General features: G+C 67.1%; 17 protein-coding genes. 4 read left to right on the top strand and 13 right to left on the bottom strand.

From position 1 onward, the window contains the following. Positions 1–169: 169 nt before the first annotated feature. The 3 genes from ALI144C_RS47880 to ALI144C_RS47870 are packed head-to-tail and all read left to right on the top strand — an operon-like array spanning position 170 to position 2,646. Entirely contained in the window at positions 170–1,354 is a 1,185-nt protein-coding gene (locus tag ALI144C_RS47880; RefSeq protein ID WP_076993962.1) for a S8 family serine peptidase, read from the top strand. A gap of 34 nt (positions 1,355–1,388) precedes the next feature. After that, complete coding sequence (locus ALI144C_RS47875) at positions 1,389–1,607, top strand: hypothetical protein (protein WP_076993961.1); 219 nt, start codon at positions 1,389–1,391, stop codon at positions 1,605–1,607. 58 nt (positions 1,608–1,665) lie between these two features. Continuing rightward, the gene (locus ALI144C_RS47870; RefSeq protein ID WP_076993960.1) at positions 1,666–2,646 is read left to right on the top strand and encodes a Kelch repeat-containing protein; all 981 of its coding nucleotides are present in this window, start codon (positions 1,666–1,668) and stop codon (positions 2,644–2,646) included. A 21-nt stretch (positions 2,647–2,667) separates the two neighbouring features. Here the strand turns inward: ALI144C_RS47870 and dprA are convergent, their stop codons facing one another. From dprA to ALI144C_RS47855, 3 genes are read right to left on the bottom strand one after another with little or no spacing between them, the layout of a single operon-like run. Further along, positions 2,668–3,804, bottom strand: coding sequence for a DNA-processing protein DprA (gene dprA, locus ALI144C_RS47865; protein WP_076993959.1), 1,137 nt, complete (start codon positions 3,802–3,804; stop codon positions 2,668–2,670). Position 3,805: 1 nt separating this feature from the next. After that, a complete protein-coding gene (locus ALI144C_RS47860) occupies positions 3,806–5,320 on the bottom strand; it encodes a YifB family Mg chelatase-like AAA ATPase (protein WP_076993958.1) in 1,515 nt (504 codons plus the stop codon). Further along, positions 5,320–5,757 carry a YraN family protein gene (locus ALI144C_RS47855; protein WP_083754037.1) on the bottom strand — a complete coding sequence of 146 codons (438 nt, stop codon included), beginning with the start codon at positions 5,755–5,757 and terminating at the stop codon, positions 5,320–5,322. Before ALI144C_RS47855 ends, ALI144C_RS47860 begins: the two co-directional genes overlap by 1 nt. Positions 5,758–5,999: 242 nt before the next feature. Here ALI144C_RS47855 and pcaD point away from each other — a divergent pair, with 242 nt between their 5' ends. Further along, the gene (gene pcaD / locus ALI144C_RS47850; RefSeq protein WP_237774663.1) at positions 6,000–6,761 is read left to right on the top strand and encodes a 3-oxoadipate enol-lactonase; all 762 of its coding nucleotides are present in this window, start codon (positions 6,000–6,002) and stop codon (positions 6,759–6,761) included. Here pcaD and ALI144C_RS47845 read toward each other — a convergent pair. The 10 genes from ALI144C_RS47845 to ALI144C_RS47800 form a co-directional block, all read right to left on the bottom strand. Then, complete coding sequence (locus tag ALI144C_RS47845) at positions 6,758–7,078, bottom strand: DUF2469 domain-containing protein (RefSeq protein WP_033391514.1); 321 nt, start codon at positions 7,076–7,078, stop codon at positions 6,758–6,760. The genes pcaD and ALI144C_RS47845 overlap by 4 nt on opposite strands. Beyond that, positions 7,075–7,845 (bottom strand): ribonuclease HII, encoded by a 771-nt coding sequence (locus ALI144C_RS47840; protein WP_193441288.1) that lies wholly within the window; start codon positions 7,843–7,845, stop codon positions 7,075–7,077. Before ALI144C_RS47840 ends, ALI144C_RS47845 begins: the two co-directional genes overlap by 4 nt. Before the next feature lie 16 nt (positions 7,846–7,861). After that, positions 7,862–8,848 (bottom strand): signal peptidase I, encoded by a 987-nt coding sequence (gene lepB / locus ALI144C_RS47835; protein ID WP_076993956.1) that lies wholly within the window; start codon positions 8,846–8,848, stop codon positions 7,862–7,864. Between the two features lie 33 nt (positions 8,849–8,881). Beyond that, positions 8,882–9,241, bottom strand: a complete 360-nt coding sequence (rplS, locus tag ALI144C_RS47830; protein WP_042183418.1) for a 50S ribosomal protein L19 — start codon at positions 9,239–9,241, stop codon at positions 8,882–8,884. Positions 9,242–9,384: 143 nt separating this feature from the next. Further along, complete coding sequence (trmD, locus tag ALI144C_RS47825) at positions 9,385–10,146, bottom strand: tRNA (guanosine(37)-N1)-methyltransferase TrmD (protein ID WP_076993955.1); 762 nt, start codon at positions 10,144–10,146, stop codon at positions 9,385–9,387. A gap of 3 nt (positions 10,147–10,149) precedes the next feature. Then, entirely contained in the window at positions 10,150–10,659 is a 510-nt protein-coding gene (gene rimM / locus ALI144C_RS47820) for a ribosome maturation factor RimM (RefSeq protein WP_076993954.1), read from the bottom strand. Positions 10,660–10,664: 5 nt separating this feature from the next. Further along, positions 10,665–10,904, bottom strand: coding sequence for an RNA-binding protein (locus tag ALI144C_RS47815; protein WP_054294919.1), 240 nt, complete (start codon positions 10,902–10,904; stop codon positions 10,665–10,667). Further along, positions 10,901–11,359, bottom strand: coding sequence for a 30S ribosomal protein S16 (gene rpsP / locus ALI144C_RS47810; RefSeq protein ID WP_076993953.1), 459 nt, complete (start codon positions 11,357–11,359; stop codon positions 10,901–10,903). The genes ALI144C_RS47815 and rpsP overlap by 4 nt, the downstream gene beginning before the upstream one ends. Positions 11,360–11,597: 238 nt before the next feature. Next, positions 11,598–12,353 (bottom strand): LamB/YcsF family protein, encoded by a 756-nt coding sequence (locus ALI144C_RS47805; RefSeq protein ID WP_076993952.1) that lies wholly within the window; start codon positions 12,351–12,353, stop codon positions 11,598–11,600. Further along, positions 12,354–13,094 (bottom strand): CPBP family intramembrane glutamic endopeptidase, encoded by a 741-nt coding sequence (locus ALI144C_RS47800; protein WP_083754035.1) that lies wholly within the window; start codon positions 13,092–13,094, stop codon positions 12,354–12,356. Positions 13,095–13,178 lie beyond the last annotated feature (84 nt).

The raw sequence follows: 13,178 nt of genomic DNA, 5'->3' as shown, positions 1-13,178 counted from the left end.
TGGTCCGGGCGTGTTGTTCACCCACAGGACCACCACTGGCACCACTGGTGCGGAATTGGGCCGTCCGCGCGGATAAATAGCCCGAAAGGAGCAACCCGCTGCCCGTTACGTCCGCCTTGATCGTCCCGATCCTGCTTAAGCCTGGGGGCGGAAAAGAAGAGGGGGACGTATGACAAGTCCACAAGACGCTGGTCTGACCGGCCGTTATCTGGTCCTGCTCGAAGACGACGCGGTGGCGGCGGGCGCACGGGCGATGTCGCGGGTCGCCGGGCTGCGGATGGCCAGCACCGCCGACTTCGCGGGCGCGGCGGCGCCGTCGGTGTTCGACGAGGCGGACGGCCTGATCCTGCACGAACTCGGTGTCGCGGTGGTGACGGCGGCCGAGGACCAGGCCAGTCGACTCGCGGTGGCCGCGGCCGAGCCCGGTCCGATCTCGGTCGTCGAGGCCGAGCGGGTGGTGCACGCGATCACGGCGGAAGCCCCGGCCGAGCCGGTCACGACAGCGGACGAGAGCGCGTTCACCTGGGGCCTGCAAGCGATCCGTGCGTCGACGTGTGCCGTGGACGCGACAGGCGTGCGTGTCGCGGTGCTCGACACCGGTTTCGACGTCAAGCACCCGGACTTCGCCGGGCGCAACGTCACAACGAACTCGTTCATCAAGGGCGAGGACGTGCAGGACGGCCACGGACACGGCACGCACTGCATAGGCACCGCGTGCGGTCCTCGCAAACCGTCAGCCGGTCCTGGCTACGGTGTCGCGTTCAACGCGGACATCTACGCGGGCAAGGTCCTGAGCAACAGCGGCTCGGGTTCCGACGGCGGCATCCTGGCCGGGATCTCGTGGGCGATCGCCAACGGGTGCTCGGTGGTGTCGATGTCCCTCGGCGCGGCGACCCAACCGGGCACGCCCTATTCGACGGTGTTCGAGCAGGCGGCCAAGCGTGCCATGGACCTCGGCACGTTGATCATCGCCGCGGCGGGCAACGAAAGCTCGCGCGGGGCGGGTCACATCGCGTCGGTCGGTCACCCGGCCAACTGCCCGTCGATCATGGCGGTCGGTGCGGTGAACGAGGCAGGCGCGGTCGCCGACTTCTCCTGCGGCACGGTGGACGCCATCGGGCAGGTGGACATCGTCGCGCCCGGCGAGAACGTCTACTCGAGCTGGCCAGGCGCGGAGCACAAACGCCTGCGCGGCACCAGCATGGCGACACCGCACGTCGCGGGCATCGCCGCGCTCGTCGCGGCCCAGTACCAAGCCAAGTCCTGGGAGCTGTGGGCACGTCTGGTCCAGTCCGCGACCCGCATCAAGCTGCCGTCCACGGATGTCGGCGCGGGGCTCGTGCAAGCTCCATGAGCTAGCGTCAGCCTCCTACTCCAAGGAGGCTGACGTGCCCAAGATCATGGTCTCCATCGCGGACGACAGCATGACCGACGTGCCCCGGATCGTCGCCGACCTACGCCGGGCAGGGCTGGCGGTCGACGAGGTGTTCGAAGCGCTCGGCACGGTCACAGGTTCGATCGCCACCGACGCGGTCGACGCCCTGATGGCCGTGCCCGGCGTCAAAGCAATCGAATGGCAACGCGACGACTACCGCCCGGCCACCTAGCCGTTACGCCCCGCGCCCCAATCTGCGGAACGCGGCCTCCTGGTGCGACACTGGGAAAATGATCCCTCGCGTCGTGGTCATCGCATCTGCCCTGATCCTCAGCGCCTGCTCGACACCGGCCCCGGCCCCGGCACCACAGGCTCTGGCGCAGACGCCATCCACGGTGTCCGCAGCCACGTGGGAGCGCGCGGCCGACGCACCGGTGAAGCTCGGCGAAGTAGGCGCGGCGGCCTTCAAGGGCCAGATCTGGTCGGCGGGTGGTTTCACCGCGGACCAGCAGCCCACCACCAAGGTCCTGATCTTCGACCCGGCGACCAACTACTGGCGGTCCGGCCCCGACACACCCGTCGCGGTGCACCACCCGTCGATGGTCGCCGCAGGCGACAAGCTCTACCTCATCGGCGGCTATGTCGCCCAAGGCGGCGGCCACGACGCCACCGCGAACGTGTGGGTCCTCGACCCGGCGGGCCAGTCCTGGCAGGCGGGACCGCCGTTGCCGGAGAAGCGGGCAGCGGGCGCAGCGGCGTGGGACGGCAAGCGAATCGTGTTCGGCGGCGGCACTTTCGTCGAAGGCCAACCGCGCGGTGACGTGTTCGCACTGGAGAACAACACCTGGCGCAGGCTGGGCGCGTTCGCGAAAGCCCGTGAACACCTCGGCGCCGCGACGGACGGAAACGGGACCGTCTGGTTCCTCGCAGGCCGCAACACCGTCAGCCCACAACCAGACAACGACGTGGTCAAGGGTGACACCGTCAGCGCGACGACACCGATGCCCATCGCTCGCGGCGGCGTGGCCGGTTTCTACGCGGGAGAAGCCCGAGGCGGCTGCATCGCCGGTGGCGAAGACGTGAACGCCACGTACAGCGAAGTGCAGTGCGTCAACGCCAAGGGCGAGACAAGCAACCTCCCTAACCTCGGCACACCCCGGCACGGCATCGGCGCGGTAGTCGTCGACAATACCGCGTACGTGCTGCTCGGTGGAGCGAAGCCCAACCTGGTCGAGATGACGAACATCATCGAAAAACTCCCTCTCTCCTAACTGCGCGAAGTACTGCCCGCGTCAAGCGGGCGGGCTCAGTCGCCAGCCAGATTCGCAGCGGTCGGCAAGGCCGGTCAGTTCCAATGCGGGCAGCACGGCGCGGACTCTGGGAAGAGGGACGCCGGAGACCTCGGCTATGCGTTCGGCAGGGTGCGCGGCACGGGGTTCGAGTGCTTCGTGGACACGAAGTGCTTCACTGTCGAGGCCGTCGGTCGGACGGGCCGAGGTTTCGGTTCTGGGGACCAGGTCCTCGCCGAAGAGGCCGACGGATTCGACGACTTCGGCGACGGAGCTGACCGAGGTGGCTAGCCCTTCCCTGAGCAGGTCGTGGCACCCCATCGACATCGCGGACGTCACCGGCCCGGGAACGACCATGAGGACCCGCCCCAACGCGGCAGCGGACGCGGCGGTGTTGCGGGCGCCGCTGCGCTGACCAGCCTCCACCACCACCGTTCCCGCACCCAGTGCGGCGATGATCCTGTTGCGTACGAGGAATCGATGCCGGGCGGGAGTCGTGCCCGGCGGGTACTCGGTGATGACGAGCCCCTGCGCGGCGATCCGGTCGATCAAGGCACTGTGCCCGGCCGGATACGCGCGATCGATACCGCACGCCAACACCGCGACCGTACAACCACTGGTATTCAGCGCCCCCTTATGCGCGGCGCCGTCGATGCCATAGGCAGCACCCGAAACAACCGTCATCCCCCGACTGGCAAGCCCGTAGCCCAACTCGGCCGCGACATGCTCGCCATAGGAGGTTGCCGCTCTTGCCCCGACGACGGATACCGCCCGCTGCAAGGCTTCCACAAGTGGCACCGTGCCTCGAACCCAAAGCCCCAGCGGCGGACTGGCCCACTTCAAACCACGAGCGGCGGCATTCGTCAACGGCAGCAACGGCCAGGCAGGCCAGTCCTCATCTTCAGGAGTCACCAGCCGCGCCCCGACGCGCTCAGCGACCGCGAGGTCCTCGGCCGCCGTATCGACATGTCGTCTCGCCGACGTCTCCGCTTCGACAGCCTCCGGCACGTCACCAACTCGCACAGCCTCAGCAGCAGCGACCACACCATGCTCGGCGACAAAGCGCCTCAACGCACATGCGGGCGGCTCAGCCACTCTGAGCAGGTATGCGCACGCCAGTCGCTGTTCCCGTGTCACCATGTCAAGCCGCCCGGCGATCGCGGAACTCGAGGGCCGCTGCGACGTGGTTGGCGTCTGGTTCGTCGGCTCCTTCCAGGTCGGCCAAGGTCCAGGCCACTCGGAGGCATCTGTCTGCTCCTCGACCTGTAATCGCGCCGGCATCAAGTCCGCGATCCAGCAAATTAGTCGCTTTGCTGGGCAGGGCGAATTCACGCCACAAGGAAGGGCCAGGAACCTCGGCGTTGGTCGCCCACCCGTACTCGCACCATCGCTGCCTTGCTCGTTCTCTCGCCTGCCAGACCCGTGCACGCACTTGTTCTGTCCGTTCGGGCTTCGATCCGTTTACGGATGATAGCCTGGTGAGCGGTCTCATTCGGACTCTAAGGTCGACGCGATCCATGAAAGGACCTGACAGTCTTGCGAAGTAGCGGCGCCGCGTGTTGGGTGGGCATGTACATTCGGTATCCCTCGGCGGCGCACACGGACACGGATTCGTAGCAAGGATCAACTGAAACCTGGCCGGGTAGCGCACTACACCATCACGGCGTGCCAACCTGATCTCTCCTTCTTCCATGGCAGTACGCAAGGACTCCAACCTGTCCGCCGCGAACTCGCAAGCCTCGTCGAGGAACACAACTCCGCAGTGCGCTCGGCTTATGCCGCCCGGCTTGGCCAGACCCACGCCTCCACCGACTAGAGCGGGGATCGAGGTTGAGTGATGTGGCGCGAAGAACGGCGGAGTCATGACCAAAGGTGCTTCCGGTCTCAGCAAACCTGCGACGGAATGCACCGCTGTGACCTCAAGGGACTGTTCGTAGGTGAGCGGAGGGAGAAGAGCAGGCAGTCTGCGCGCTAGCATCGTTTTTCCGGTGCCTGGCGGCCCAACCAGTAGTAGGTGATGCCCTCCCGCCGCAGCGACTTCCAACGCCCAACGGGCTTCGGGTTGGCCAACAACATCTTCCAAGTCGGGGAACTTTTCTCGCGTCACGATGTCAGGTGAACCGGGAGTCATCAACGCGTCGTCATCTCCGCGAAGCCATCTCACGACGTGTCTGAGCTCGTTTGCGCCCAACACGTCCATTCCAGTCACCAGCGCTGCTTCGGCCATAGCAGTGGATGGCACTATGGCTCGCTTCACACCAGCACGGCGGGCAGCGAGAAGACAAGGCAGGATTCCGCATACGTCTCTGACACGGCCGTCCAGGGCGAGTTCGCCGATCATCACGGTTGTGCGGACCGGTTCGTCGGGGACTGTTCCCGCTGCGGCGAGGACGACGCAGGCGAGGGCGAGGTCGTAGCTTGAGCCTGCCTTGCGGACCGCTGCGGGTGAGAGGCCGATGGTGATCTGGCGTTTCGGCCATTCCTCGCCGCTGTTGCGGACCGCCGCGTGGACTCTGTCCTTCGCTTCGTTCAGCGCCGCGTCCGGGAGGCCGACGATGACCGTTTTCGGTGTACCGCCGCCTATGTCCGCTTCTATCTCCACCATCCGGCCGTCCATCCCGGACAGGGCTACCGACCATGCTTGTGCCAGTGGCATCAGAACGCGTCCTTCAGGTGGTCGATTCGGGGCGTCTGCCCTGGCGGCCACGTGATCGCGATGATGTCGAAGCGCAGTTCGCACCAGGGGATGCGGTAGGTGGACAGCCAGGTGTTGGTCAGCCTTCTGACGCGTCTGGCTTTTCGATCGTCCACAGCTTCCGCGGGTAGGCCGAAGTCCGTGCCCGCGCGGGTTTTCACCTCGCAGACGACCACTATGGAGCCGTCGGTGAGGATCAGGTCCAGTTCGCCGTCACGACAGCGCCAGTTGCGGTCGAGGACCACCAGGCCCTGCCCGGTCAGGTAGGCGACTGCGAGATCCTCGCCTCTGCGCCCCAGTTCGTGGTGCCGGTTTCGGGCTTTCGCCGGCGATTCCACTCGGGATTCCACTGGAGATTCCACTGGGGATTTCGCGGCGGTGGTGACCGTGGTCTTCATGGTTGGCCCTCCTGGATCGGCTTTCTCGTTCCAGTTTTCCTATGGGTTCACGGGTGGGCCAGGTGGTCGGGTGTGGGTTGTGGACAAGTCTTCGGTTGTGGATGGACGGACTTTTCTCGATCTTGTGACGCGCCGTTATGTCGGTGGGGTGTGGTAGGCGCTCGATTGGCGGGTGTGTCGACCGGTGGGATGGCACTAGGGTGAGTTGCCCGCCGAAGGGAGCCCGCAACGAGAGGAGTCCAGTGAAGCCCGTCGAGGTGCACCGGATGATCGAAGGCCCGCAGGACGCACCCGTCCTCGTCCTCTCCGGCTCAGTGGGCAGCAACCTGGACATGTGGCTGCCCCAACGCGAAGCCCTGTCCGGCGAATACCAGGTGATCAGCTACGACCACCGCGGCCACGGCAAGTCACCCGTGCCGCCGGGGCCGTACCAGATCGCGGACCTCGCCGGTGACGTACTGGCCATGCTCGACCAGCTGCAGATCGAGAAGGCCCACTTCTGCGGCCTGTCACTCGGCGGCGCGGTGGGCATGTGGCTCAGCCGGTACCACCCACATCGGATCGACCAGCTCGTGCTCGCGTGCACGTCGTCGTGGTTCGGCACGGCGGAGTACTGGGCCGACCGGGCCGAGAGCGTCCGGGCCGAGGGCATGGACAGGCTCGCCGAGGCCACGCTCGGCCGGTGGTTGAGCAAGGACTTCACCGACGCGGGACAGCGGACCGCGATCCGCACGATGGTCGCGAACACCCCGCAGGACGGTTACATCAGCGCGTGCTCCGCGCTGGGCGCGTGGGACTTCGCCGACCAGCTCGCCGAGATCCCGACGCCGACGCTGGCGATCGCGGGCGCCGAGGACGCCGCGACACCACCCGACCACCTGCGGGACATCGCCGCCGCGATCCCACGCAGCCGCGTGGTCGTGCTGGACGGCGCCGCGCACCTGGCCAACGTCGAACGCCCTGTCGAGTTCAACGACCTGCTCAGGGCGCACCTGCTGGGTTAGGAACCCAGCCCTTCGTCAGGCAGCCGCAGTTCCGGCTTGTCCAGCTCCTCCACGTTCACGTCCTTGAACGTGATCACGCGGACGTTCTTGACGAACCGAGCCGGCCGGTACATGTCCCAGACCCAGGCGTCGGACATGCGTACTTCGAAGTACACCTCGCCGTCCGCGTCCCTGATCTGCACGTCGACCGAATTGGCCAGGTAGAACCGCCGCTCCGTCTCCACCACGTAGGAGAACTGGCCGACGATGTCGCGGTACTCCCGGTAGAGCTGCAGCTCCATCTCGGTCTCGTACTTCTCAAGGTCCTCCGCACTCATCCGACCCGAGCTCCTCCTCGTCCTGATTCCGCCCCTTGCCGAGGGGAGCCCCCATTGTGAACCACGTCCGCCGCCGCGACACTCAGCGCTACCCGGCGCGGCGGGCGCAGACCGTGCTTGATGCCCGCGGATGCCACGTTCGAGTACGACCACCGGTGTACCGCGCTGGGACCGTGCTCCCCGAGCGCGGCGTGGTGCCTGCCGGTGATGTAGCCCTTGTGCTCGTCGAAGCCGTAGACAGGCAGCTCCTCGTGCAACTCACCCATTATCCGGTCCCTGGTCACCTTGGCGAGCACAGAAGCGGCTGCGATACACGCCACAGCCGCGTCGCCCTTGATCACCGCCATGCTCGGCGAGGTGAACCCCGAGACGCGGAAACCGTCCGTGAGCACGTACCCAGGCTGCACGTCCAGCCATGCCACCGCACGGCGCATGCCTTCCAGGTTCGCGTAGCCCACGCCGCGAGAGTCCACCTCATCGGGTGGAATCACGACAACGGCGTAATCCAACGCACGCTTGAGCACGATGTCGTACATCCGGTCGCGGGCCGCCGGGGTCATCAGCTTCGAGTCGGTGAGGTCCCCGAACTTCGCCGCGTCGCCGGGCTTCAACATGCACGAGGCGACTACGAGCGGCCCCGCGCACGCGCCTCGGCCGGCCTCGTCGACTCCGACGACAGGGCCGAGGCCACGGCGTTCCAATGCGCTCTGCATCGCCCAGGTCCCGCCGTCACGCCGGATGGGAACGCGCGGCGGGCGCAGGCTCATGGTGACCGCCACTGGGCTACTTCCGATCGGAACCCTTGACCGAACGCGTGACCGCGCGGCCCACCCGACGAGAGGTCCACAACACCGGCCACGCCAGCAGCACACCCGCACCGATCGGGATGCCCTGCTGCAACACCGGCGAGAGAGCGAGCGCCTGCGGGTTCGGGTCCGTGATGCCGCCCCAACGCCCCGGCGGCAGGACGATCACCTGCGCCTTGCCGATCACGTCGGACACCGGTACGACGCCGTTGAGCCCGCCACCGCCTTGCCTTCGCGAGTCGGACGAGTTGTTGCGGTTGTCGCCCATCACCCACAGCGCGCCCGGCGGAACCGTGATCGGTTCGAAGGCCTGCTCGGTGTTGGGGGCGTCGCCTTCCCAGTACACGTACGGCTCGTTGAGCGGCTTGTCGTTCACGTAGACCTTGCCGTCCGCGTCGCCGCGAACCGTCTGGCCACCCGTGGCGATCACGCGCTTGACGAAGTCCTTCTCGTCCGGCGGTGCGAGTCCGATGACCGAACCCATCTGCTCGAGAAAGCGCACGAACGCGTTGTCGGACCGCTGCTCGGTGTATTCGTTCTGCACCCACGGCCCCGGGCCCTTGAAGACGACAACGTCTCCGGGCGCCGGGTCGGTGAAGTAGTAGGTGACCTTCTCCACGAGGATCCGGTCGCCCTGGCACGTGGGGCACCCGTGCAACGTCTGCTCCATCGATCCCGATGGGATGACGTACACCCTGGCGAGGAACTGCTGGATCAAGAAGACCAGGACGAGAGCCACGACGATCAGGATCGGCAGCTCTTTCCAGAACGACATCTTCTTCTTTTTGGGCTTCTTGCCTGATTCCGACTCGTCGTCGGAGTCACCCTTGCTGGAACGTCCGCGCCTGGACTCGTAAATACCGGGTTCAGGCGTTTCGGACTTTTCGGATTCCAGCTTGCCGGTGACTTCATCCGGACGTTCGGGATCATCCTCGGGTGCGTTCGGATGCACGGGATTAACCACGTGGCCAGGTTACGGCAGAAGGCGCCGGTCGCGTCACGCGCCCGAAGGAGCGTCGCGCTTCTCCTTGATCTTGGCGGCCTTGCCGCGCAGTTCGCGCAGGTAGTAGAGCTTGGCCCGGCGGACGTCACCGCGCTTGGCGACCTCGATCTTGGCCAGGTTCGGGGAGTGCACCGGGAAGGTGCGCTCGACGCCGACGCCGTACGAGATCTTGCGAACGGTGAAGGTCTCGCGGATGCCACCGCCCTGGCGGCGGATCACGACGCCCTGGAACTCCTGGACTCGCGAGCGCGAGCCCTCGATGACGCGGACCTGGACCTTGAGGGTGTCGCCCGGCCGGAAGTCCGGGATGTCGGAACGCAGCGACTGGGCGTCCAGTGCATCCAGGGTGTTCATCGGTTGTCCATCCTCGTCATCGGGTGTGTTCTTCGTGTCTCCCGGCGGGCGTCACAGCAAGCTGGAGCCAACCTGGGAGGGGGCTTTCTGGCGCGCGTCGGAAGCAGGCCCGACAGCAGCAACCGAGCAAGTATGACAGGTCGTCATGGCGGAGGCGAAATCGCCCCTGCGCGCAGCTGGTCGAGCAGGGCGCGGTCGTGTTTGTCCAGCGCCTCGTCCGGCAGGTGTTCGAGCAGGTCAGGGCGGCGTTCGAAGGTCCGCTCGATGGCCCGGTCACGGCGCCAGCGGTCGATCGCCGCGTGGTTGCCGGAGCGCAGCACGTCCGGGACCGCGAACTCGCGCCAGACCTCCGGCCGGGTGTAGCTGGGGCCTTCGAGCAGGCCGTCGGAGAACGAGTCCTGTTCGGCCGACGCCGGGTTGCCCAGCACGCCGGGCAGCAGCCGGGCGACGGCTTCGACCATCACCATCACCGCGACCTCGCCGCCGACGAGCACGTAGTCGCCGATGGACACCTCGTCCACCGGCATGCGACGGGCGGCGTCGTCGATCACGCGTTGGTCGATGCCCTCGTAACGGCCGCAGGCGAACACCAGACGGGATTCGCCTGCGTACGACCGCGCCATGGCCTGAGTGAACGGTTGGCCCGCCGGCGTGGGCACGACCAGCCGGGGCGTTTCGCCCACGCAGACCGAGTCCAGGGCGTCTCCCCAGATCTGGGGCTTCATGACCATGCCGGGGCCGCCGCCGTACGGGCTGTCGTCGACGGCTTTGTGCACGTCGTGCGTCCAGTCACGCAGGTCGTGGACGCGTACGTCCAGCAGACCCTTGTCGATGGCTTTGCCGAGCAACGCCGCCCGCAGGGGCGCCAAGTACTCGGGGAAGATCGTGACGACGTCGATGCGCATGGTTCAGTCCAGCAGGCCCTCGGGCGGGTCGAGAACGACACGACGCCCCGCTACGTCCACCTCTGGGACGATCTCGCGCACGAACGGCACGAGGACCTCACGGCCGTCCTTGTCGATCGCGAGGAGCTCTCCTGCGGCGCTGTGCACGATTTCCCGGACGACACCGACCGCGGTGCCGTCAGTCAGCACGGCGGACAGCCCTTCGAGCTCATGGTCGTAGAACTCGTCGGGGTCGTCCGTCGGCGGCAGATCGTCCGTGTCCGCGAGGAGCAAGGCGCCTCGCAGGGACTCCGCAGCCGTCCGGTCCGGCACTTCGTCGAACGTGACGAGCAGGCGCTCGCCATGGGTTCGGATGGTGGCGAACGTCAACGGTTTGGAAGTACCGTCGCGCAGCCGCGCGGCCACAACCGCGCCAGGAGCGAAACGCTGCTCAGGCGAGTCTGTGCGCACGTCCACGGCGAGTTCACCGCGGATTCCATGCGCCTTGGCCACGCGGCCGACGACGACATCCATGGGCGCTAGTGGTCTGTGTCCACCACGTCCACGCGGACACCCCGGCCACCGATCCCGGCCATGACCGTGCGCAGCGCGGTGGCCGTCCGGCCACCCCTGCCGATCACCTTGCCGAGATCCTCGGGGTGGACGTGGACCTCGAGAGTACGGCCCCGGCGCGTGGTGACCAGCTCCACCCGGACCTCGTCCGGGTGGTCGACGATCCCGCGCACCAGGTGCTCGAGCGAGTCCGCGAGGAAGCTCACGCGTCTTCCGATTTGGCTGCGGCGGCGTCGTCCGCCTTGGCCTCGTCAGCCTTGGCCTCGGACTTCTTGCCGCTCTTCTTCTTCGGCGTGGTCGCCTCGGTCATCGGCTCCTCGCCCGCGGCGGCCAGCGCGGCGGCGAACAGCTCCGCCTTGTCGGCCTTGGGCTCCTTGACCTTCAGCGTGCCCTCGGTACCCGGCAGGCCCTTGAACTTCTGCCAGTCACCGGTGATCTCCAGCAGGTGCTGCACCGGGTCGGTCGGCTGCGCGCCGACACCCAGCCAGTACTGCGCACGCTCCGAGTTCACCTCGATGAAGCTCGGCTCCTCTTTCGGGGCGTAGCGGCCGATGATCTCGATGGCCTTACCGCTACGACGGCTGCGCGCGTCGGCGACGATGATGCGGTAGTACGGCGACCGGATCTTTCCGAGACGCTGCAGCTTGATCTTGACTGCCACGGGTAGTGGTACTCCTCGACGTTCTGGTGCTACGGGTGGAACTCGCTGCGACCCGCGTGGGGACACGGGGGCGAGGCCCGAATGGCAGCCATGGCGTGGTGAGAGGGTCCAGCCACAGCGGACAGCCACATATTGTGCCAGACGCGTCCGCCCCGCTCCCAATCACCCCCGGTCTCCGTGCAACGAATGCCACATTGGTACCGCGAAACGCAACGAAAGCCACATTGGTTGCCAACGATCAGGGTGGAGAGAAGGGGGTGAGGAGGACTCCGGCGTCCTCCAGGGCGGCGCGCACGGCCTGGGCGTGCTGCACAGCGCCTGGCGTGTCGCCGTGCAGGCACAACGACTCGACGGTCGACGCGTCGACCACGGTCCCGTCCACGGCGACGATTTGACGGTCCGACGCCAGCCGCAACGCACGTTCGACGACCGCTGCCGTGTCGGTGAGCAACGCACCCGGTTCACGCCGCGACACGAGCGTCCCCGCAGGCGTGTACCCACGGTCCGCGAAAGCCTCGCCGACGGTTCGTAGGCCGGCGACGGCCGCGGCGGTCAGGAACGCCGAGCCGGGCAGGCCAAGGACAGGCAGGTCACCCCATGCCTTGACCGCGGCGACGACCGCCGCCGCTTGCTCTTCGTGGTGAACAACGGCGTTATACAACGCTCCATGCGGCTTCACATACGCCACCCGCACGCCCGCGGCCGTGGCGAAGGCCGACAAGGCGCCGATCTGGTAGAGCACGTCGTCGGCCAGTTCCACGGGGTCCGCGTCGATGAACCGCCTGCCGAACCCGGCCAGGTCCCGATAGGACACCTGTGCGCCGATCGCGACACCGCGCGACGCCGCCAGTTCGCACACCGAACGCATCGTGCGCGGGTCACCGGCATGGAAGCCGCACGCCACGTTCGCCGACGTGACCACGCCGAGCAGGGCAGCGTCGTCGCCGAGCGTCCAGACTCCGAAACCTTCACCGAGATCGCTGTTGAGATCCATCTAGGGGGCCATCACTCCGAGGGAGACGAGTAGGACGAGCAACGCGGGAACGGAGTTGTTCACCTGGTGCGCGATGATGCTGGCACCGAGGCGGCCGGTGAACAGCCTGGCCAGACCGATCGGGATGCCGATCACGATCAGCAACGAGGTGCGCAGCGGTTCGAGGTGGCTGACCGCGAAAACGGCCGTGCTCAGGGCGAGCACCGCCCAACGGCCCCACTGCAGGCGTTCGAGCGCGCCCCACAGCAGGCCACGGAAGATGATCTCCTCGCAGAGCGGGCCGAGCAGCGTCGCGTACAGGAACATCACCACGGCCGCGATGACCGGCAGCGACCGCGACTCGACCAGGGCGCTGAAGGCCGAGGTGGTGTTGCCCTCGCCGACGACCTTGATCCAGATCATCCCGGCGATCGTGGTCAGCACCAGGCCGATCAGGCCGAACTTCACCCCGACCCGGAAGTCCTCCCTGGTGTAGGACCAGCGCAGGTCGATCCGCGGGCCGTTGCCGCGCAGCCGGGTGATCAGCAGTGCGACCCCGGTGGCGATCAGCGTCGGCAGGATCGTGCCGACCACAATGGTCACCACTCTGATCCGTTGATCCGATGTGCTCGGTTGCAGGATCGCGGCGATGAACGCGGCCGAACACAACAACACGGCCTCGACGAACAAGAACGCGCCGATACCCCATTTGTGGCTGGGCGCCCGCACGGGTGGCTGCTCCCCCAACGGCTCCGCTGCCATAGTTTCGGGCTCCCGTGGGGGTGGTGGGGTCACGGGCGTCCTCCGATAGCCGCGAGCAGGCCGCACCCGGGTGCGCGGCCTGTT

Origin of the sequence: Actinosynnema sp. ALI-1.44, assembly GCF_001984155.1 — a bacterium.
Taxonomy (GTDB): Bacteria; Actinomycetota; Actinomycetes; order Mycobacteriales; family Pseudonocardiaceae; genus Kibdelosporangium.
Note: the sequence above shows the minus strand (reverse complement) of the source record. Positions and strands in the feature narration are given on the sequence as shown.